20 protein-coding genes and 1 pseudogene are annotated in these 20396 nt (G+C 70.3%); 11 read left to right on the forward strand and 10 right to left on the reverse strand.

The genetic code is table 11. The annotated features are described in order from the left end of the window. Nucleotides 1-495 precede the first annotated feature (495 nt). Nucleotides 496-993 (reverse strand): peptidylprolyl isomerase, encoded by a 498-nt coding sequence (locus ACIHAR_RS02025; protein WP_365465699.1) that lies wholly within the window; start codon nucleotides 991-993, stop codon nucleotides 496-498. A 241-nt stretch (nucleotides 994-1234) separates the two neighbouring features. Here ACIHAR_RS02025 and ACIHAR_RS02030 point away from each other — a divergent pair. Beyond that, nucleotides 1235-1361: pseudogene (locus tag ACIHAR_RS02030) on the forward strand (DUF2637 domain-containing protein); the annotation flags it as partial. Here the strand turns inward: ACIHAR_RS02030 and ACIHAR_RS02035 are convergent. Together ACIHAR_RS02035 and ACIHAR_RS02040 are read right to left on the reverse strand one after the other, a co-directional pair. Next, entirely contained in the window at nucleotides 1342-2037 is a 696-nt protein-coding gene (locus ACIHAR_RS02035) for a formylglycine-generating enzyme family protein (protein WP_400015977.1), read from the reverse strand. The pseudogene ACIHAR_RS02030 and the gene ACIHAR_RS02035 sit on opposite strands and share 20 nt — an antisense overlap. Before the next feature lie 145 nt (nucleotides 2038-2182). After that, on the reverse strand, nucleotides 2183-3301 hold the full coding sequence (locus ACIHAR_RS02040; RefSeq protein ID WP_400015979.1) for an FAD-dependent oxidoreductase: 1119 nt from the start codon (nucleotides 3299-3301) through the stop codon (nucleotides 2183-2185). 58 nt (nucleotides 3302-3359) lie between these two features. On the opposite strand from ACIHAR_RS02040, the gene ACIHAR_RS02045 reads away from it, so the two are divergent. Next, nucleotides 3360-4052, forward strand: coding sequence for a TetR/AcrR family transcriptional regulator (locus ACIHAR_RS02045; protein WP_400015981.1), 693 nt, complete (start codon nucleotides 3360-3362; stop codon nucleotides 4050-4052). A 1348-nt stretch (nucleotides 4053-5400) separates the two neighbouring features. Here the strand turns inward: ACIHAR_RS02045 and ACIHAR_RS02050 are convergent. Further along, complete coding sequence (locus ACIHAR_RS02050) at nucleotides 5401-5853, reverse strand: SsgA family sporulation/cell division regulator (RefSeq protein ID WP_400015982.1); 453 nt, start codon at nucleotides 5851-5853, stop codon at nucleotides 5401-5403. 117 nt (nucleotides 5854-5970) lie between these two features. Between ACIHAR_RS02050 and ACIHAR_RS02055 the strand changes: the two genes are divergently transcribed. The 3 genes from ACIHAR_RS02055 (at nucleotide 5971) to ACIHAR_RS02065 (ending at nucleotide 7873) form a co-directional block, all read left to right on the forward strand. Then, nucleotides 5971-6807 (forward strand): prephenate dehydratase, encoded by an 837-nt coding sequence (locus tag ACIHAR_RS02055; protein ID WP_400015984.1) that lies wholly within the window; start codon nucleotides 5971-5973, stop codon nucleotides 6805-6807. 274 nt (nucleotides 6808-7081) lie between these two features. Continuing rightward, the gene (locus ACIHAR_RS02060; RefSeq protein WP_400015986.1) at nucleotides 7082-7507 is read left to right on the forward strand and encodes a hypothetical protein; all 426 of its coding nucleotides are present in this window, start codon (nucleotides 7082-7084) and stop codon (nucleotides 7505-7507) included. Nucleotides 7508-7711: 204 nt separating this feature from the next. Further along, nucleotides 7712-7873 (forward strand): hypothetical protein, encoded by a 162-nt coding sequence (locus ACIHAR_RS02065; protein WP_365472732.1) that lies wholly within the window; start codon nucleotides 7712-7714, stop codon nucleotides 7871-7873. Nucleotides 7874-7958: 85 nt separating this feature from the next. Here the strand turns inward: ACIHAR_RS02065 and ACIHAR_RS02070 are convergent, their stop codons facing one another. Then, nucleotides 7959-8447, reverse strand: coding sequence for a TetR/AcrR family transcriptional regulator (locus ACIHAR_RS02070; protein ID WP_400016331.1), 489 nt, complete (start codon nucleotides 8445-8447; stop codon nucleotides 7959-7961). Between the two features lie 198 nt (nucleotides 8448-8645). Here ACIHAR_RS02070 and ACIHAR_RS02075 point away from each other — a divergent pair, with 198 nt between their 5' ends. Then, nucleotides 8646-10190: an MDR family MFS transporter gene (locus ACIHAR_RS02075; RefSeq protein WP_400015989.1), complete on the forward strand. Its 1545-nt coding sequence runs from the start codon at nucleotides 8646-8648 to the stop codon at nucleotides 10188-10190. Between the two features lie 901 nt (nucleotides 10191-11091). On the opposite strand, the gene ACIHAR_RS02080 is transcribed toward ACIHAR_RS02075, so the two are convergent. After that, nucleotides 11092-11673 carry a DUF308 domain-containing protein gene (locus ACIHAR_RS02080; protein ID WP_400015991.1) on the reverse strand — a complete coding sequence of 194 codons (582 nt, stop codon included), beginning with the start codon at nucleotides 11671-11673 and terminating at the stop codon, nucleotides 11092-11094. 92 nt (nucleotides 11674-11765) lie between these two features. On the opposite strand from ACIHAR_RS02080, the gene ACIHAR_RS02085 reads away from it, so the two are divergent. Then, nucleotides 11766-13091: a sensor histidine kinase gene (locus ACIHAR_RS02085; RefSeq protein WP_400015992.1), complete on the forward strand. Its 1326-nt coding sequence runs from the start codon at nucleotides 11766-11768 to the stop codon at nucleotides 13089-13091. Further along, nucleotides 13088-13747, forward strand: a complete 660-nt coding sequence (locus ACIHAR_RS02090; RefSeq protein ID WP_400015994.1) for a response regulator — start codon at nucleotides 13088-13090, stop codon at nucleotides 13745-13747. The genes ACIHAR_RS02085 and ACIHAR_RS02090 overlap by 4 nt, the downstream gene beginning before the upstream one ends. Before the next feature lie 301 nt (nucleotides 13748-14048). On the opposite strand, the gene ACIHAR_RS02095 is transcribed toward ACIHAR_RS02090, so the two are convergent. The 3 genes from ACIHAR_RS02095 to ACIHAR_RS02105 all read right to left on the reverse strand — a co-directional run bounded on the left by ACIHAR_RS02095 (nucleotide 14049) and on the right by ACIHAR_RS02105 (nucleotide 15999). Next, nucleotides 14049-14927 (reverse strand): helix-turn-helix domain-containing protein, encoded by an 879-nt coding sequence (locus tag ACIHAR_RS02095; protein ID WP_400015998.1) that lies wholly within the window; start codon nucleotides 14925-14927, stop codon nucleotides 14049-14051. Nucleotides 14928-15034: 107 nt separating this feature from the next. Continuing rightward, on the reverse strand, nucleotides 15035-15754 hold the full coding sequence (locus ACIHAR_RS02100; protein ID WP_400016000.1) for an alpha/beta fold hydrolase: 720 nt from the start codon (nucleotides 15752-15754) through the stop codon (nucleotides 15035-15037). Then, a complete protein-coding gene (locus ACIHAR_RS02105; RefSeq protein WP_400016334.1) occupies nucleotides 15739-15999 on the reverse strand; it encodes a helix-turn-helix domain-containing protein in 261 nt (86 codons plus the stop codon). Before ACIHAR_RS02105 ends, ACIHAR_RS02100 begins: the two co-directional genes overlap by 16 nt. Before the next feature lie 198 nt (nucleotides 16000-16197). Between ACIHAR_RS02105 and ACIHAR_RS02110 the strand changes: the two genes are divergently transcribed. Beyond that, nucleotides 16198-17640, forward strand: a complete 1443-nt coding sequence (locus ACIHAR_RS02110; RefSeq protein ID WP_400016002.1) for an aldehyde dehydrogenase — start codon at nucleotides 16198-16200, stop codon at nucleotides 17638-17640. 88 nt (nucleotides 17641-17728) lie between these two features. On the opposite strand, the gene ACIHAR_RS02115 is transcribed toward ACIHAR_RS02110, so the two are convergent. Further along, nucleotides 17729-17944, reverse strand: coding sequence for a hypothetical protein (locus tag ACIHAR_RS02115; RefSeq protein WP_365471549.1), 216 nt, complete (start codon nucleotides 17942-17944; stop codon nucleotides 17729-17731). 370 nt (nucleotides 17945-18314) lie between these two features. Here ACIHAR_RS02115 and ACIHAR_RS02120 point away from each other — a divergent pair, with 370 nt between their 5' ends. Both ACIHAR_RS02120 and ACIHAR_RS02125 read left to right on the forward strand, forming a co-directional pair. Next, a complete protein-coding gene (locus ACIHAR_RS02120; RefSeq protein WP_400016004.1) occupies nucleotides 18315-19250 on the forward strand; it encodes an SDR family NAD(P)-dependent oxidoreductase in 936 nt (311 codons plus the stop codon). Between the two features lie 434 nt (nucleotides 19251-19684). Beyond that, entirely contained in the window at nucleotides 19685-20317 is a 633-nt protein-coding gene (locus tag ACIHAR_RS02125; protein ID WP_365471543.1) for a TetR/AcrR family transcriptional regulator, read from the forward strand. Nucleotides 20318-20396: the final 79 nt, after the last annotated feature.

The raw sequence follows: 20396 nt of genomic DNA on the forward strand, positions 1-20396 counted from the left end.
GACGTAACCCGGTCAGTGCCTCGATCCTGCCGACTGCGTCCGCCAAGGTGCGCTGGCGAGACGGCGACGTGGCCGCCCGCCGAACCACGACGTGGTGGTGCGGCTCGTCCGAGATGCCGTCCTCTCGTAGCGGCGTGACTCCGGCGCGAATCCGGCGGTCGGAGCGGCTGTCACGGCCCGGCGCGGTCGTTCCGGCCTCACACCCAGAGAAGTCCCACAGACGCCGCCGCACACCTTCCTGACCGCACAACAGCAGGTCGGAAGGGTGCGGCGGCACCGTCGCGTCAGACGTGTCGACAGTGACATGAGGCGGGCGTTCGGGCAGGCCGACCCGGAGGCTTCACGCACCGCACCTGACGAGCAGGCGAAGGCGCCCTCGCTACCTGGGCCTGCGGGTTGAGGAGGTCCCAGCGAGCCACGCACAGGGCACCTCCTCAACACCGACTACCCGGCCATCGGCAAAAGCGCCGCCACTGCCTCCAGCGTTGGGGTCAGTCAGAGCTGGCCCGAGGCTGCGATGGTGATCTTGGCCGAGGTCGCGCCGCTGCGTGAGCCGAGCGCCTCGATCTTCTTGACGACGGCCATGCTCGCCTCGTCGGCGACCTCGCCGAACACCACGTGCTTGCCGTCCAGCCAGTCGGTCACGACCGTGGTGATGAAGAACTGCGAGCCATTGCTGTGCGGGCCGGCGTTGGCCATGGACAGCAGGCCAGGCCGGTCGTGCTTGAGGGTGAAGTTCTCATCGGCGAACTTCTCCCCGTAGATGCTCTTGCCGCCGGTCCCGTTGCCGCGGGTGAAGTCGCCGCCCTGGAGCATGAAGGCAGGGATGACCCGGTGGAAGGACGAGCCGGCGTAGCCGAAACCCTTCTCGCCGGTGGCCAGCGCACGGAAGTTCTCCGCCGTCTTGGGCACGACATCGTCGAACAGGTTGAAGTTGATACGTCCGGCGGGCTCGTCGTTGATGGTGATATCGAAGTAGACCTTGGTTGTCATGCTCCTATCCTGCACGCTCCTGGGAGTGCTGTCGCACGGCGGGCCCCCTCCCCGCCCTCGCAGCCCCCGCGCCGGGCGCCCGGCCAACGCGCTACGCGGCCGAACCTCTACGCGAAAGCGTCGAGTATTCCGGCGGGCTACGGCCCGTGGCGTCCACCCACGGGTACTGGGGGTTGGGGCAAGCCGGCCGTGGCGTTTCACTGGCTCGCAGGCTGCGAACCACCCGACTCCCGACCCCCAGCTGACGCGAGCGCATAGGGATCCTTGCCGGTGTGGTCGTGGCAGGTGCCGTGTTCGTCGCCGGTATCGGCTTCGCCGGTTCGTACGCGGCGGTCCGCGAGCCGGCGGTCAAGAAGGGCTTCGGAGACGTCTGGCCACCAGCGAGCGCGCGAGACGAAATCCCACGTCGTCGATCCGGAAGGTCGGGTGGCTGCGCCGCCGTACCGAGGCCCGGCAGCTCCAATGCTCGTCGGCCCATCCACCGCCACGAAGCACGCGATAGGTGCCATACACCTCGGAGTCGTAGACGTCCCAGCACCAGTCCCACACATTGCCCAGCATGTCGTACAGACCCCAGGCGTTGGGCTGCTTGCCCCCCACAGGGTGGATCTGTCCGTCTGAGTTGCCCTGGTACCAAGCGATCTCGTCAAGCCCGCCATGCCGAGGGCCGGTGGTGCCCGCGCGGCAGGCGTGCTCCCACTCAGCCTCGGTCGGCAGCCGGTACCCATCGGCAGAGGCGCTCCACTCGACCGCCTCTTCGTCAGCGTGAAGGTGATAGGCAGGCGTCAGCCCCTCACGCCCGGACAACGCGTTGCAGAACCGGACCGCGTCCCACCACGAAACGCCCTCAACGGGCAGGCGGTCACCTTGGGCAGTGCTCGGCCGCTGACCGGTAACCTGTGCGTACAACGACTGAGTGACCGGCACCGCTGCCATCCAGAACGATGCGACCTCGACCGGCCAACTCCTCTGCGTCCGCCGGTCCGACAGCGTCACCCGTCCCGACGGGACCGCAACCATCTTGTTTTCCGCCCCCGCTTCCATCAGGCCACCCTACCGGCGTCATCACCCGCTCTATCGATCTTGCTGAAGGCCCGGCGGTGGTTCTGCCCGGAAGGGACTGCGGCGGTGCCGTACTGTCCCGTGAAACCGTGGCGAGCCGGCGGTGCTGGTGCTCTCGCGCCGGCAGTCAGGATGGCTGGACCTGGTCGAAGAGGGCGAGGGCTTCGGCGGGGTCCGGGCTCACGAGGCGTTCCAGACAGGCCATCGTGATCTTCGCCCATCTGCCGGCCCGTGCCCACATCTGTTCCTCGAAGGCGCGAACGGCCTCGTCCAGATCTTCAGCGCCGGTGGCGATGGACTCGGCGAGTTCGGCGCCTTCCAGCATCGCGAGGTTCGCGCCCGCCCCCAACGGAGGCATCAGATGGGCGGCGTCGCCCAGTAGCGTCACCCCGAAGACGTGGGTCCAAGTGTGGGACACGGGCAGGACGTAGAGGGGGCGGTGGACGAACGCGGTGCCGTGGCGGAGGAGGTCGAGGACGGGAGCGGCCCAGCCGTCGAACAGAGCCAGCAGGCTCGATCGGACGGCCTCGACGTCGGCCAGGTCCAGGTTCGTGTGCCAGTCCAGCGGCGCGCGGAACTGGGCGTACACCTTGACGTGGCCGCCGCTGTTGCGCTGGGCGACGAGAGCTCGGTTCACGCCGTACGCAGCCACTGAACCGTCGCCGATCAACCGGGCGAGCTCAGGGTGGCGTGTGTCGACGTCGTCGAGGGAGGTCTCGACCAAGGTGACGCCGGTGTAGTGGGGCGTCGCCGACGAGACTGCCGGGCGGATCCGGGACCAGGCGCCGTCCGCGCCGACCACGAGGTCGAACGTCTCCTGTCGCCCGTCCGCGAAATGGACCAGTACGCCATCCCGGGTCCCCGGCACCACCTGCGTCACGCTCCGCCCCCACTGAACGTCGAGCGGGCCGAGCAGCAGGTCACGGAGTTGCCCGCGGTCTATCTCGGGATTGGCCCGGTCGCCTGGACGGGGTCGCCAGTCGCGCAGGACGGTTCCGTCCGCGTCCAGGATGCGCATGGCCTGCCCCTCGGGGCGGGACAGCGCCTGGAACTCCGCCAGCAGCCCGGCCTTGTCCAGCGCGAGCTGGCCCAGTCCTTCGTGCAGGTCCAGCGTGCCGCCCGGGGGGCGCGCGTCGGGGGCGGGATCGCGTTCCAGGACGGCGACGGGATAGCCGTGGCGGTGGAGGACACGGGCGAGGGTGAGGCCGCCAGGGCCGCTCCCGACGACGGCGATACGCTGTCTCATGTCGATACACTGTATTTCCCCGATGCGATGCATCGCAACAGAACGGTGTGTGTGGACCATGACTGTGTGGGACCGGCCGGAGCCGCCGGCCCGCCCCGTGCCGCTCGACCGGGAGCGGATCGTCGCCGCCGCCGTCGCGCTGGCCGACGAGGGCGGGCTGGAGGCCGTGTCGTTGCGCAAGGTCGCCGCCCGGCTGAACGCCGGCCCGATGCGACTGTACGGATACATCTCCACCAAGGAGGAACTGCTCGACCTCATGGTGGACGACGTCCAGGCCGAGATTCTCCCCGAGGAACAGCCCGGTGACTGGCGGGAGGCGCTGCGCGTCCTCGCCCACCGCACCAGGCAGGCCGCCCTCCGTCACGAATGGCTGGCCGACCTGCTCGGCGGCCGCCCGACCCTGGGCCCGAACGGCCTCGCCGTGACCGAGTCCACGCTCGCCGCCCTCGACGGCCTCGCAGACATCGACACCGTCATGCGCGCCGTGGAGACTGTCAGCGCCTACTTCACTGGCGCGATCAGGCGCGAGATCGCGAACCTGCGGGCCGAGCGCGCCACGGGCCTGTCCAAGCGCGACTGGCAGCGTGCCTCCGGCCCGCATGTGACGAGGATGTTGGCCACGGGCCGCTTCCCGGCGCTGACCAAGGCCGTGTACGACGGCACGGACGTGGACGCCGAGGAATCCTTTGCAACCGGCCTGGACTGGGTCCTCGATGCCGTGGCCGCCAAACTCACCCGGCCGCCGGTGTGACGCTTTGCCCGTGCCGCGTGTGCGCGAGCCCGAGTCTGTGTCCCGACTGCGGCCGTCCTGGAGGAGGTGTGGGCCGCGGACTGCGAAAACCTCACGTCGCAGCGCTGACGTGCGCGTGGCCGTGGTGGGTGGAGCGGCCGCCCTCATGTCGGGGAAGAGCATGAGGACGGCCACCCCGTCGTGCGACCAGGCCAGCCAGTGAACACCCTGACCGCAGGGTGCTCTTCATTGGGACAACGGGGCGGGGGGCCTGGCGGGTTCACGCTCGTCGCTACTATTCGAACTCCGCGGCGTCCTCGGCCCTGCTTGCTTCCGTTCGCCCTCTCCTGAACACACGCCTCGGAATGCCGAGTGCCGAGCGCCGAGTGCCGGATGTCGAACGACCTGACGGGGATACCGCCCATGCCCGGGGCCGCACCGACCGAACCTGCCGCGTCTTCCGCGAATCCCGCGCTGCCGCTCGGCGCGAATCCGGTGGCCGCGCTGTTCACCCTTCGCTGGACCGGAGGGACGCGGCGACAGCACTCAGCGCGGTGGAGGGAGCTCAGCTCGCTGCGGCAGGCCGTCACGGCAGCCGCTTCGGAGGCGGACGGGATACTGCGCGCCGGCGGGGAAGCGCGGGCCGACGAAGTGCTGCTCAGCCGGGGACGGGCCGCCGCGGCGACCGGCCGTGCGCTCGCCGGATAGGTCGTGCCACGGCTTGCCGGGTGCGCTGAGGGGCTGCAAACCGAGGGCAGCCGCATTCTCGATGTGGGCACCGGCGTCGGCGCTCCGGCCCTGGCGCTGGCCGAGGGTCTTCCTCAGGCACGGGTGGAGGGCTCGGACGTACTGCACAGCGGGCGCTGGACCTGGCGCGGGTGAGCTGCGGCCGCAGACCCGGCGTCGGCTGCCCGGGTGCCTGCGCCGGCAGAACGCGACAGCGTCTATGACGGCGCCCCCTGCTCGGCCCCGCCCAGCCACGGACGCTCGGAGACCGAGGCCTACCAGCTGATCTGGTTGCCGGTGCCCTCCCTGCCGGACGAGGCCCTGCGGGCTGCTCTGCCCCGGCTTGTCGAGACCCTGGTGCCGGGACACGGCTGGTGGCAGGGACCAACCCCGCCGCCGACGACGCGCTGCTACGCCCTGTCGGGCACTGGACCGCGGTGCGCGGCGGCGGCAACTCCTTCGACCCGGCGCGTATGCGGGCGGAAGTCGAAGCACTCGGGGCTGGAGGAGACGAGGACTTCCCCGCGGTTCCGGACGGCCCGGTCCTGGTCGCGGGCGGCCAGGCGACCCGACTGCTGAGTCCCTCGCCTCGAAGGGCTGCTCCGGTCCCGCCCGTGCGGCCGTCGGCGCCCGCAACCGCCTGTCAGCAGCCCCTGAGCAGATCCGCGGTGGCGGCCTCCCAGTCGATCTCCGCGAGCTCGCGGCCCGCGGGAACGAGTTCGTAGGTGTACTCCAGCCCCTCCTCCAGCGGAGGCACGGGCAGTTCGAACAGAGCGGCCATGTCCCTGGAAGCCAGCTGAAGCCATACGGTGCCCCCCTCCTCGGGGCGCGCCGGCCACATCTGGATGTCACCGAGACCGCTCGCCGAACAGAGCCCCTGCTGCAGGAGATCGCGGCCGATCCGCCACAGGACACGCGGGCCGTCCTTGATGACGAGTTCCAGAGACACCACCAGGGGAGACCCCGGGTCGAACCGGAACTCCGCCCTGATCGTCTGCCGGGCGGCGACGTCCAGCACGCGCTCGATGTCCACGATCAACTCGGGACAGGCGTACGACGCCGGTCGGGCCTGTACACCGGGTTGGTTGCTGCTCATTGCGGATGGGTTGACCGTCCACTTCGCCGAGGTGACTGATACTTCAGCAGGTGCGGTAGGCGACGGAGCTTCTGCTGCGCCACGACGGAACCTGCCCCCCAGGAAGGCTGAACCACGGTGACGACCGCCGCATATCAGGGTGAACCCGGATCCAACTCGGCGACCGCCGCGCGCGCCCTCTTCCCCGAGGCCGGCGAAGTGCCCTGCACGAGCTTCGAGCAGGCTCTGGACGCCGTGACGCTCGGCGCCGCCGACGTCGCCGTGATCCCGGTCGACAACTCCGCGGCCGGACGCGTCGCCGACGTGCACCATCTGCTGCCGGAGTCGGGCCTGTTCATCGTCGCCGAGTACTTCCTCGCGATCCGCTTCGACCTGATGGGCGTGCCCGGCGCGACCCTCGACCAGGTGGAGTGTGTACGCAGTCATGCGCACGCGCTGGGGCAGTGCCGCAAGGTCCTGCGGGAGGGCGACTGGCGCACGCTCGTCAGTGACGACACGGCCGGGTCAGCACGCGAGGTGGCCGAACTCGGCGACCCGCGGCACGCCGCGCTCGCCCCGCCCGCCGCGGCCGAGCTGTACGGTCTTCAGGTGCTGCGCGCCGAGGTCGAGGACGACCCGGACAACACCACCCGGTTCGTCGTCCTCTCCCGCGACGCCGCCCAGGCCCCGCACACCGGCGAACCGACGATGACGAGCCTGTTCTTCAGCGTCCGCAACATCCCCAGCGCCCTGTACAAGGCGCACGGGGGGTTCGCCAGCAGCGGCGTGAACCTCACCAAGATCGAGAGCTACCAGATGGGCGCCGGGCTCAACGCCAGCCGCTTCTACGTCGAGATCGAGGGACACCCCGACGACGAGCGCGTCGCCCTCGCCCTGCACGAGCTGCGCTTCTTCTCCACCGAGGTACGCATCCTCGGGGTGTACCCCGCGCATCCGCACCGGCTGGAGAACTGAGCGCACACCTGCGGCAGCCGGTGTGCGGCCCCGCGCCGACGTGGCACGTCAGGCCCGCCGTGCCCGTCGCGCGGGGCCGCCTTCTCTCCGGGACCTGAGACAAGGAAGACGTCCGGAGCGGCCTGAAACGCTTTCCGCCGCCGTCCGTGGCGGCGGGAAACCCGTCATCGGGACAACGTGGACACCTGCACCGGGGGTTCACACACAACGGTCGCCACCGGTATCCGCGTAGGCATGTGTGCCTGAGTGGCGAGGTACCTGTTTAAGTGTGGGCATGACCCAGCACCGCAAGGGTCTCGTCCTCGACTTCGGTGGTGTGCCGACCCCCCCTCTGCTGCCCGCCGCGCTCGCCTTCGAGCACCGCGAGGGACTCCCCGAGGGAACCCTGCTCACCGGCCTCTACCTCGACCCCGAGGGCATCCGGCTCACCGAGGAACTGGAGCGCGGCACGCTCACCCAGACCGAGTGGAACGAAGCGGCCGCCGGGCTGCTCGGCATCCGGCCGGACAACCTGATGGGCCGTGTCTTCGCCGATCTGCGCCCGCAGCCCTCGGTGATCGCCGCGGCCGCCGCCCGCCGGGCCGGCGTCAGGGTCGGCATCCTCTCCAACTCCGTCGGTCCGACGCCCTGGAACCTCTACGACGGCTACGAGCTGGAGGTGGTCTGTGGCTGCCGCCGATCATGCTGGCCCGCGCGCTGACCATCGCGGCGTTCACTCCCGGCGGGCTGCGCCGCATCGGCCGGCGGCTCGACGGCTGGCTGCCCGTGGCGATACCGATCGCCCACCTGACGGACATGTGGGACGTGATCCGGAAGGAGGCGGTGCAGGCCGCGACCCCTCCGCCTTGCGGACGGCGCTCCGCGTCAACCCAGCCTGACCGACACGACGACCGCCCCGGACCGGATGCCCCGGGCGGGCACCCTCGCCCAGTACGTCGACTACGCGCGGGCCGCCGCCGAGGTCGGCGTGCACGAGCTGTTCGTGGACTTCGGGCAGACCCCTGGCTCTGTCACCGAACGCGTCGACCTCGCCGGCCGCTTCATCGAGGGCGTCCGCCGCGGCTGAACCGGTGCGCGACCGATGGTGCGGGCGCCGCGGTCGGTTGTCCCGGAACACCCGAACACAGGTGTTCCCGAGGGACGTCGGTGTGTCAGGACGTCCCGATGCCGTTGAGGAGGGTGTCGACGACGACGTCCGCCGCCTGACCCGCGCTCAGCTCGGGCAGCTGCCGGGAGACCAGGTGCATCAACTGGGGCAGCAGCACGCTCGCCCAGCCCTGCGGGAGACCGGAGCGCAGGAGTCCTTCGTCGGTGGCGCGCTGCAGGAAGGCGCCGACCTCCTGGATGGCCGCGTCGCGGCGGGCGTGGACGCTGTCGTCGGCGAGCATGCGGGCGAGGTCGACGGGCCAGGTGCGGTTGACGGTGATGATGTTCTCGACGTAGCGGTGCAGGGCGATGGCGACGGGTGCCTCGCGGAGTCGGGCGTCGTCGATGGCGTGCTCGATGGCGGTGAGGCGGGCTTCGTAGATGGCGGCGAGGAGGTCCTCGCGGGAGGCGAAGCGGCGGTAGACGGTGCGCCGGTCGACTCCTGCCTCGGCGGCGATGCTCGCGATGCTCGCGCCGGGGTCGGCGGCGAGCATGCGTGCGCCGGTGGTCAGGACGGCTTCCAGGTTGCGCGCGGCGTCGGCTCTCACCGCACCGAGTCTAGTGGCGGAATGTGATGCCTGAGGCACCTAACGCCTCTCGGGAGTAGAACCCTTCCCTCTAAGCGCTACGGTACAGTGACAGATAGATCTAGTAGTGCCAGATCAGTGAGTCCTCTAGAAAGGCATCCGCCGATGTCGAAGGCAGACAAGTCCTCCTCACTCAAGGCGGGTGGTGTCGCCGCAGCGATGAGCGCTCTGGTCCTGGCGGTCCTCCTCGCCGCCCTGGACCAGACGATCGTCTCGACCGCGTTGCCACGGATAGCCGAGGACCTGAACGGGTTCGACGACATCGCGTGGGTCAGCGCCGCCTACCTGCTCGCCTCGACAGCGGTCACCCCGCTGTGGGGCAAGCTCGGCGACATGTTCGGCCGCAAGCGGCTGTACCTGGCCTCGACGTCGGTCTTCCTGATCGCCTCCGTGGCCTGCGGCCTGGCGCAGAACCTGCCCGAACTGATCGGGGCCCGCATCCTGCAGGGCGTGGGCGGCGGCGGCATGATCGTGCTGACCTTCGCCCTCGTCGGCGACATCGTCGCCCCGAGCGAACGCGGCCGCTATCAGGGCATGTTCGGCTCGGTCTACGGCGTCGCCAGCATCGTCGGCCCCCTGCTGGGCGGTGTCTTCACCGATCAGTTGTCCTGGCGGTGGGCCTTCCTGGTCAACCTGCCGGTCGGCATCGTCGCCCTGACCATCGCCGCGCGGGCGCTGCCCGCCGCCACCCGGGGCACCCGGGCCCGTATCGACTACCTCGGCGCCACCGTGCTGGCCGCCATCGCCACCGGCCTGGTCCTCGTCACGTCCTTCGGCGAGCGCTGGGGCTGGGGCTCGCCGGCCATCGTCGGCCTGATCGCCGCCACCGTCGTACTGGCCGTCGTGCTGGTGCCGGTCGAGCGCCGCGCCGCCGCCCCGGTCCTGCCGCCGGCCATGTTCGCCTCCCGGACCGTGGTCTTCTCCTCCCTCATCGGGTTCTTCGCCAACGCCGCGATGTTCTCCGTGCTGGTCTACCTGCCGACCTACCTCCAGATCGTCCACGGAGTCTCGGCCACCCTCTCCGGCATCTACATGCTGCCGCTCGTCGCCGGGCTGGTCGTCAGCCAGTCCCTGGCCGGACGCTGGGCCGCACACGCCGGCCGGCTGCGAGTGATCCTCCTGGCGGGCCTGGTCGCCAACCTCGCCGGGCTGCTCCTCCTGGGCACCATCGGGGCGGCCACCGACACCCTCGTACTGAGCGTCTACTTCCTCATCACCGGTGTCGGCATCGGCATGGTGCCCATGGTCGTGCTCACCACCGTCCAGAACAGCGTGCCCACCGCCGACCTCGGCGCCGCCAGCGCCGTCGTCACCTTCGCCCGCTCCATCGGCGCGGCCTTCGGAGTCGCCGTCTTCGGCACCCTCCTCAACACCGGCTTCGCCGACCGCACCCACGCCCTGCCGACCGCCGGCGGCTTCGACGCCACCCGCCCCGACACCATCGGCGAGCTGCCCGGCGCCCTGCGCGACACCGCACTGGACGCGTTCGCCCACGCCACGGCCACCGGCTATCTCTGGATCGCGCCCACCCTGGCCGTCGGCATTCTCCTCGCCCTGTTCCTGAAGCCGGCGCGGAAGACCGGTGAGACCACTTCCGCCTCCGGCCGCTTTGACCCCGCGACCGCCGAGGAATCCGTCCCCGCCGCCTGACCCAGCAGGACGGCGGCGCGTAGCCGGCGCCGTGGGGTGGCCGGAGCACGCCGCCGGCCGGCGCCCGGTGGGCGTCGGCCGGTCGAGGGCGTGGGATCCGGTGTACCCCGCAGTCAGATGACGGATGTGGTCCGGCGTCCGCTCCCGGGAGACTTCGAGAGACCATGACGAGGTACGACAGGTGTGGCCGACCGTGCGGTGACGGTGACCTCTTGTCGGCCGCGCCGGCCGAGGCCGACCGCGCAGGCCGCCCCGTTCTCACCCTGGTACGGGGCGCCGGCCCCGGCGTGACGCCCGTCGAGCTGTCCACGCTGACACGGGCGCCCATGCCGACGGACGTGCGGGGTGCGATCGTGACGCCGGTGCACGGCAGGCTCATGGCCACCTGGAGGTCCCGGAGCGAGCCGTCCCGCATCCGCAGGGCCGCGTCCTGCTGTCCTGGAGACCCGCGGGCGAGGACCGCACGGACGTCACGGCCCATCTGGGCCTCGCCGGCGCCCAGGTCCTGCTGGCGCTCTGGCCGGGCCTGCGCGGCGACTGGTCCGCCGTCGTCCGCCCCACTGTCGCGGAGGTGACGGAACTGCACGCAGCGCTCCGTCTCGCCACCGTGGTCCTGGAGCATCTGACGGACTGAACGTGGTGAGGCTACGCCGAGAACCCTGCACTCCCGCCGCGCCGGGCGAACCCGCAGAAGGGGAACAGGCCCCGGACCCGGCGGGGATGGCGGGCGGCGACCGCGACCGCGACGGCCGCGCCCAGCGAGGTTCCGGCGATCACGAATCCCGTCAGTCCGGCCCGGTCCGGCGCGGGCCGGTGCAGGATCAGCGGGTCGATCTGCTCGACGCCGAATGTGCCGAGGACGCCGCGCCTCCGGGAGAGGCGGTGGCTCCGACGGCAGTGGTCAACGCTTTTCGCGTCGGCTGCGGATGCTCAGGGCGATGACGGAGACAAGGAACCAGAAGGCGCCGAAGGCTGAGTATCCGGCGACGGTGGACAGGCTGCTCGTCGCCGAGGCGGACATGGCAGCGAAGGAGGCACCGGCGAGGACGGACAGTCCGCCGCTGATGATCATGGGCCATTGGGCGCCGACGGTGTGTCGGCGCCGGATCGCCACGACGAGCTGGATCGCTCCGGAAAGGACGGCCCAGATGCCGAACACGAGCAGGGCCGTGCCGATGGTGGCGAAGACGGCGATGATCATCCCGGCGGTGGTGGCAAGGCCGAGAGCCATGTTCGTGGTACCCACGCGGTCCGTGGAGCCGGTGCCGGCCATGCGACGCTCGAGGAGCGTGGCGATGACGTCCCACAAGGGGTAGATGACGAGCAGCGCGGCCGCGATCACTGTGGGCTTGTCCGTCGACACGAGCGAGGCGGAGGTCGTGACGATGAGTGCCACCCAGATCAGGGAGAAGGCGACTCGAATCAGGTAGAGCGATCGGAGCCCGGAGGGCGTCGTCGTGGTCGTGGTCGTGCTCGAAGTCACGGTGGTCTGAGTCATCGGGTGTCCCGATCTGTGATCGTGATGGTGTGAGACGGTCGCCTCGATGAGGAGTCTCAGCGGCCTCGGGAGGCGCCGTGTACTTCGAACGAAGTAGGTTTGCCATCCACTTCGAATCGAATGAGTTCTGCCGTCCCCATCGCACGGACCGGGCTCGCCGTCTACATCATTCGAAGTACACGGCCGCAGCACACATCGACGAGAATCAGGCCATGGTCAAGGCGCAGAGCAATCAGGACGGGCCCGTGGCACCCCTGTGGGTCCGCCGCCCCGAGGTGCTGCACCTCGTCGCCTATTCGGTGGCCGCGCTGGTGTTCACCGGCCAGATCGTGGCAGTGATCCTGCGAGGGGCGGATTGGCCGACGGCCCTCTCCGTGCTCCTCGCCGGTGGCGGTGCCGCCCTCTCATGGTGGAGGCCGTGGGCAGGACTGGTCGTGACGAGCGCGGCGTCCTTCGCCGTCACAGCGGTGGGCCACGACCCCCTGTCGGTGTGGATGATGGCGGTGCTCGTGCTGTTCTCGGTCACCCTCAGGGGGAAGCAGCCGCTGGCCGGAACCGGCATCGTGGCGGCGTTCTTCCTGGGCGCGTTCATGACGCTGGGAGGATTCCGTGGCGGCGCGATCGTGGGAGCCGCCGCACTCTTCTCAGCCATAGCAGGAGGTGCGACAGGGGCCGCGCTGCGCATCCATCGAGAGCACTGGCGCACCCTGGAGGGACGGGCCGAAAGCGCCATCGCCACCCGCGAGATCGAAGCCACCCGACGGGTGACCGAGGAACGACTCCGCATCGCCCGGGACCTCCACGACGTCATCGGCCACCAGGTCGCGATGCTGAGCCTGCATCTCGGTGCCGCGGAGATCGGGCTGCCCGAAGACGCCGAATCTTCCCGGCAGGCCCTCGTCTCAGCCAGGTCCAGCGCCCGCACGGTCGTCGTCGAAACGCAACGGATCCTCGCCCTTCTCCGCCTCGGAGACGACGTCTGCGACGACGAGGCGCTCCGGCCGACCCCGGCGCTCAGCGGGCTGGAAGGCCTTATCGCCTCTTTCGAGAGCATCGGCCTCGACGTCCATCCCTCCATCGACATTCCCGCCGGTTTCGTGGAGCCCAGTGTCGGCGTGACGGTCTACCGGGTCGTTCAGGAAGCACTCACGAATGCCTACCGGCATGGAGAGGGGGCGGCAACTGTGGATGTGCGCGAGCGCGACGGCAGGATCTGCGTCACCGTGGAGAACCGCGTCGGTCGCTCACTGCGGGGCTCCGGCTCCGGCTCGGGCAGCGGACTCGGACTCGTGGGGATGCGCGAACGCGTCGAGTCCTCCAACGGGCGGCTGACGATCGACAGTGACGACGGGCGATTCCGGGTCCATGCGGAGTTCAGCCCCCTGGGAGCCGTCGTCCGATGACGCGGATCCTGATCGTCGACGACCAGGACGAGATAAGGGTCGGCATCAAAGCGATGCTCCGGCTCGACCCAGGTCTCGTTGTTGCGGGTGATCTCTCCGATGGACTGCAGGTCGTCCCCTTCCTCCGGGACCACCCCGTCGACCTGGTCCTGATGGACATCCGGATGCCCGGCATCGACGGTGTCGAAGCCACCCGCCGGATCCGCAAAGAGCACCCACCCGAAAAGATCCGGGTGATCGTGCTGACCACTTTTGACCGGGACGACATCGTTCTCGCCGCCCTTCGCGCGGGCGCCAACGGTTTCCTGAGCAAGACCGTGAGCCCCGCTGAACTCGTCGCCGGAATCACCGAGGTCGTCGGCGGTGGCGGTGCGCTGTCGGCCGCCGCGACGGCCGCGCTCATCGGTCACATGACCGACAGTCCGCCCCCGGTGATCGACCAGGAGCTGCTGCGACGCTTCGACTCTCTGACACCCAGGGAGCGGGACGTGGTCGTTCTCGTCGCGAGCGGTCTCGGCAACGACGAGATCGCGGCCCAGATGTCCGTGTCGCCGTTCACCGTGAAGACGCATGCGGTGCGGGCCATGACGAAGGTCGGCGCACGTGATCGAGCGCAACTCGTCTCGTTCACCTTCCGGGCCGGCCTGTACCCCTGAGCCACGTACCTGGAAACCTCGCCGTCGCGCTGCGCGAGCGGCGTGCCTGGACCTGTACCTGCGGAGCAGGGCTTGCGCCACGGCAAGGCGACGAGCTCGGAGTCGGTCAGCAGCGGCGGCCGTCCCCTCCACCGGGTCCCTCCCCTCTCGTCGATCTTCAGGTACAGCGCGGTCAAGGGGGGTTCAGGTCTTGCGCCACAACATGATCTTGAGCGTCCTCTCCTCGAGCTCGCGCACCGGCCCCGACATCGGACTCGTTCGTCCAGGAGACACGGGCGTGCGGGTTCACTCGCCCGGGACGCTATCGGGTCGTGTCCTTCGCCGTGTCGGGCTCCGTCCGCTGCGCGGTCCAGGAGGCGAGGATGCGCAGGGCGTCGTGGGACGGGCTGCCGGGTTCGGCGGTCAGGACCATCAGGCGCTGTCCGGAGCCGTCGGCGCCGGACCAGGTGTCGCAGTCCAGGGTGAGGTCACCGACCAGGGGGTGGCGGTAGTGCTTGGTGCCGTAGGTCGCGCTGTTGACGCGGTGTTCGGCCCACCAGGTGCCGAAGTCGGCGTCCCGGATGGTCAGGTCGCCGACCAGACGGGCCAGGTCCGGGTCGTCGGGATCGGTGCCCGCCTCCATCCGCAGGGCGGCCACCGCATCGCGGGCGTCATGCGACCACTCCTGGTGCAGCCCCCGCATCACGGGGTCGGTGAACAGCAGGCGCAGATAATTGCGGCGGTCGGCCGGTACGGCGGCGAAGTCGGTGTAGAGGGCGGTGGCGGCGGGGTTCCAGGCGAGGATGTCGAGGCGTTTGCCGAGGACGAGGGCGGGGGTGTGGGTGAGTTGGTCGAGCAGGCGACGCATGGCGGGGCGTAGGCGTTGGGTGGTGCGGCGGCGGCGTGGGCGGTCGTCGGTGCGGCCGGCGAGTTCGTAGAGGTAGGTCTGCTGGTCGTCGTCGAGGCGCAGGGCGCGGGCCAGGGTGGCCAGGACGGGGGTGGAGGCGCGGACGCGGCCCTGTTCGAGGCGGGTGTAGTAGTCCACGCTGATCGCGGCGAGCCGGGCGACCTCCTCGCGGCGCAGTCCGGCGCCCCGGCGCGCGGATTCCGTATCCGGCAGACCGTACGCGAGCGGGTCCAGCTGCGCTCGACGGGCCCGGAGAAAGGCACCGAGGGCATGCGGGTCGTGATGTGAGCTCATGACGTCGATTCTCCTGCGGAGCGCACACATGTGCGGTGTGCCGGTGGGTGCCGTGATGTCGCCCGAGGGCGGGGGAACACTTTGGTCCCGCCGCCCTCCGAGGTGTGTCAGCGGACGGTGGCGCGGGCTGCGCGCTCGATGACGTCGGCCACCAGGTGCGGGTGGGAGACGGCGACCGAGTGGGAGGCGGCGACCTCGGTGGTGTGGGCGTGGGCACGCTTGGCCATGAAGCGCTGCACGGCGACGGGGATGTTGAGGTCCTCGGTGGTGACGATGTCCCAGCCGGGCTTGGTCTTCCAGGCCGCGCTGGTGGCCTTCTCCTCCAGGGCGGCCTGGGCGATGGGACGCTGCCCGGCGGCCATCAGGGCGGCCTGCCGGGCGGGCACGTCCGCGGCGAACTGGTGATGGAACTTGTCCTGCTGGATGTACAGATCGGTGGCGGTTGAGCCGTCGGCCTGCTGGTAGGTGACCGGGTCGAGGGTGCCGGGGAGCGTGGAGCCCGGGTACTTGTTGGTGAGCTCCAGGGCGCTCTCGCCGGGGGCCGGCAGGAAGGCGGCGACGTAGACCAGGGCCTTGACCTCGGGGTCGTTGGTGGCGGCCTGGCTGATGACGTTGCCGCCGTAGGAGTGGCCGACGACGATCTTCGGGCCCTCGACGTGGTCGAGGACCGTGCGCAGGGCGGCGGCGTCGGAGGCCGGGCCGCGCAGCGGATTGGCGGCGGCGATGACCGGGTAGCCACCGGCGCGCAGGTCGGCGATGACGCCGTTCCAACTGGAGCCGTCGGCGAAGGCGCCGTGCTCCAGGATGATGGTCAGCGGCACCGCCAACGGCGCGACCGAGACGGCCGGCGCCGCCAGTCTGACGGTGATGACGTTCTCGACGTAGCGGTGCAGGGCGATGGCGACGGGTGCCTCGCGGAGTCGGGCGTCGTCGATGGCGTGCTCGATGGCGGTGAGGCGGGCTTCGTAGATGCGGCGAGGAGGTCCTCGCGGGAGGCGAAGCGGCGGTAGACGGTGCGCCGGTCGACTCCCGCCTCGGCGGCGATGCTCGCGCCGGGGTCGGCGGCGAGCATGCGTGCGCCGGTGGTCAGGACGGCTACCAGGTTGCGCGCTGCATCGGCTCTCACGCCTCAAGAGTACCCCCGATGTAGAGAATGGACGCTTTATTGTCACAGTGTGAGAACTTAACTGATAGAAGTGCTACATTGAAGTGGCAGTTAGAAGGGGTGCCCTGTAGACCGCACCGAAAGCACCCGGAAGAGAGAAAGCACATGATCACCTACGGTCGGCTTTTCATCGGAGGCACCTGGGTCGAGCCGAGCAACCCGGAGCTGCTCGACATCGCCTCACCGCACGACCGGTCGGTGGTCGGCCGCGCCGCACAGGCGCAGCCGGCGGACGTCGACCGCGCGGTCGCCGCGGCACGGGCCTCCTTCGAGGCGGGCGAGTGGCGTCTTACCCCGCCCGCGGAGCGCATCGCCGCCCTGCGGCGGTTCAACACGCTCCGCGAGGAGAACGCGGAGAAGATCGCCCACCTGATCTCGCAGGAGAACGGCTCGGCAGGCTGGTTCACCCGGGCCGGGCAGCCCGGTCTGACCCGGCAGGCGAACGCCTACCTGAAGGCGGCCGAGGAGTTCGCCTGGGAGGAGACGCTCGTCCCCTCCGACCCGGCGTCCCCGGTACGCAGCGTGGTGCGCCGCGAGGCGGTCGGCGTCGTCGCCGCCGTCATCCCCTGGAACTCACCCTTCTCCTCGGCCACTTCGAAGATCATCCCGGCTCTGGTGGCCGGCAACTCCGTGGTCCTGAAGGTGTCCCCGGAGAACTCGCTGAGCATGGGATTCCTGGCCGAACTGCTGGAACAGGTGGGCCTGCCCGAGGGTGTGATCAGCGTCGTGCCCGCGGACCGGGAGACCAGCGAGTACCTGGTGTCGCACAAGGACGTCGACAAGATCGCCTTCACCGGCTCCACGCGGGCCGGCCGCCGCATCGCCGCGATCGCCGGCGAGCAGCTCAAGCGGGTCAGCCTGGAACTGGGCGGAAAGTCTGCCGCGATCATCCTGCCCGACGCCGACATCGACAAGGCCGTCGAGGGCGTGAAGTTCGGCTCCCTGCTCAACAACGGCGAGTCGTGCATCGCACAGACCCGGATCCTCGCCCCGCGCAGCCGCTACGAGGAGGTCGTGGCGGGACTGAAGGACCTGGTGGAGTCGCTCAAGGTCGGCGACCCCAACGACCCCGACACCTTCATCGGCCCGATGATCCGCCCCGACCAGCAGGAGCGGGTGCGCAACTACATCCGGCTCGGCATCGAGGAGGGTGCCCGTCTGGTCACCGGCGGCCCCCAGATCCCCGAGGGCCTGGAGAAGGGCAACTACGTCACGCCCACCGTCTTCGCCGACGTCGACAAGTCCATGCGCATCGCGCAGGAGGAGATCTTCGGCCCGGTCCTGGTGGTCATCGCCTACGACGACGAGGACGAGGCCGTCCGCATCGCCAACGACTCCGAGTACGGTCTGTCCGGCGGCGTCTGGTCCGCCGACGAGGAGCACGCCCTCGCGGTCGCCCGCCGCGTGCGCACCGGCACCATCACGATCAACGGTGCCTCCGTCGCCTTCGACGGCCCGTTCGGCGGCTTCAAGGCCAGCGGCATCGGACGCGAATACGGCGCGGTCGGCCTCGGCACCTACACCGAGTACAAGACCATCACCGTCTGACCCCGAACCGTACGCACCGCCCAGCACACGACGAACGCCGACGGCGGCAGGTGGCCCGATCCATCTGCCGCCGGCGCGTTGTTCCCGCTCAGAGCACCGCGTTGTCCGCGTCCCCCGGGAAGTCCGTACTGAACGCCGGCTCCCGGCCCGCCTCGAACTCGGCCCGCAGCTGGTCGAGGTTGACGCCGGTACCGATACGCCGCTGGGCGTGGTCACTGCCCAGCACGAGCCTGTGGGCCGTCGCCTGGGCGCTGACGGCCTGGAGGATCGCCTCGGCGGCACCCTCCCGATCCCCGGGGAACAACTCCGGCGCGTGAGGCTGCTCCGCATGGCGCGGAAGGCCCCGGCCGTGGCGGCGTAGTCCTGTGCCGCTCCCGAAGCGCGCCTCCGCGGCACGCACGGCCTCGATGCGGTCCCGGTGTCGGTGACGTCGAGCCTGACCGCCGGCGCGGTCTCCGGGTAGCGCGCGGCCAGTTCGGTGGTGGCCTGCGTCGATCCGGCCGTCGCCACCACCTGGTCGCCGTGGGCCAGGACGTGTTCGGCGAGACGGCATACCAGCCTTCATGTCTGAACACGTTGTATGGTTACTCTCGCGCGGCGTTTGGCGCACGCGACACAGGACGTATGCCGCCGACCGCGCGAAACCATCCCCTTCTGAAGGCATGGCACCAGTTATGACGCTGACAACAACTCCCTTCGGCATGCGCACCACCGCTGCGGAGGTGCTCGACGGAGTAGATCTCAGCGGGCGCCGCATGATCGTCACCGGTGGGGCCTCCGGCCTCGGTGCCGAGACGGTGCGCGCGCTCGCCGGCGCGGGCGCGCAGGTGACCATCGCCACCCGGAACCCCGCTGCCGCCGAACCGCTGGTCGAGGCGCTGCCGGGAACGCGGGCCGTCGCACTCGACCTCGCCGATCTAGATTCCGTCCGCGCCTTCTGCGACGACTGGAGCGGGCCGGTCGACGCCCTCGTCGCCAACGCGGGCGTGATGATGCTCCCGACCCGGCAGGTCAACGCCCAGGGGTGGGAGATGCAGCTCGCCATCAACTACCTCGGCCACTTCGCCCTGGCCGTCGGCCTGCGCCCCGCTCTGCAGGCGGCCGGCGAGTCCCGCGTCGTCCTGGTGAGCTCGGGCGCCCAGCTGCGGGCCGGCTTCGACTTCGACGATCCGCAGTTCGAGCGACGCCCCTACGACCCCTTCGCCGCCTACGCCCAGTCCAAGACCGCCGACGTGATGCTCGCCGTCGCAATGAGCCGCCGCTGGGCCGAACACGGCATCACCGCGAACGCCTGCGCACCGGGATTCATCCACACCAACCTGCAACGCCACCTCGACAAGGCGACCATGCAGGCTTTCGGCGCCATGGACGAGGACGGCGACCTCCTCACCCCCGACTACTACAAGACCCCGGCCCAGGGCGCCGCCACCACGGTTCTGCTGGCGGCCTCCCCCCTCCTCGACGGCGTGACCGGACGGTACTTCGAGGACAACCAGGAAGCGGAGGTCGTAGAGGGCGGCCCCGACGTGATGGCGGGCGTCGCCAGGTGGTCGGTCGACCCGGTCGGCGCGGACCGCCTGTGGGACTACGCACTCCCTGTGGTGAGCTGACCTTCCCGCGCCCCTGTTCACCTCGCCGGGAACGACCGGGACGGCCGCTCGGACGATGCGAAGGAACGAGATGAACGACCGTACCGGACATGGCCGAAGAGGCCGCGGCCGCTCCGTCCGATGCGGCCCACTCACCCGGGTGGGACGGCGGACCGTCCCCAACAGCCAGGTGATCCCGCAAAGCGACGTCTCCCTCACCGGGGCGCTCGCCGAGACCCCGGCCGAGCGCGCCGACACAGTGTGCTGGGCCCGGGTCACCATGCGCCCTTCTCCTCTCACGCCCGCGAGTACGTGCAAGCCTCGTGGCGATCGCGGATCACCCCGGAAGCACGGGACCGGCCCGCGCCTTCCGGACCGTTCGCGAAGCGCGCGGGTCGGGCACCTACCGTGGTGTGGGGGAACGCCCCCTCAGTGCGACAACCGGAAGGTGCTTCATGAGACCCGTGACCCGCCGTCAGGCGGACCACCATGCCGCGCGGACGGCCGCGACCAGGGCCCAGCTGTTGGCCACCCTGCAACGGTTGCTCGATTCCGGCGAGCCCTTCTCCGAGATCAGCGTCCAGCGGATCATCGAGGAGGCCGGTGTCTCCCGGGCCACCTTCTACGCCCACTTCCACGGCAAGTCGGACATCCTGGTGCGGCTCACCGACGAACTGCGCGAGTCACTTCTGGAGCTGGCGCGGCAGTGGGCCCCGGGTCCCGAGGAGGGCGGCGCCGACCGGTTCGCCCGGTTCTTCACGGAAGTGATCACCATCCACCGCGCCCACCAGGGGGTGATCACAGCGGTTCGCGAGGCGGCCTCCTACGACCCCGCGGTGAGCGACTTCTACACCGCCGACCTCGAAGGGTTCGACGAGGCCGTACTGCGGACCCTGCGGTCCGAACAGGCCGCCGGCTCGACACCGGCCGACCTCGACGCCGTCGCGGCGAGCCGGATCATCGTCTGGGGAGGTGCCCAGGCGATCGCCCACCACATCGCCGTGGACGACGGCAGCGGCGACGCCGCCTTCGCCCGCGAACTCGGGCGGATCTGGTGGTACGGCGCCTACCGCCGTCCCGCCGGCTGACACCCCATCCGGGCCACCTCCCGCACGGGAACCGACAGGTCCGAAAGCCCGCCCACCAGGCCGCCGCCAGGCCGCACCG

Source organism: Streptomyces sp. NPDC052016 (genome assembly GCF_044548445.1).
Taxonomy (GTDB): domain Bacteria; phylum Actinomycetota; class Actinomycetes; order Streptomycetales; family Streptomycetaceae; genus Streptomyces.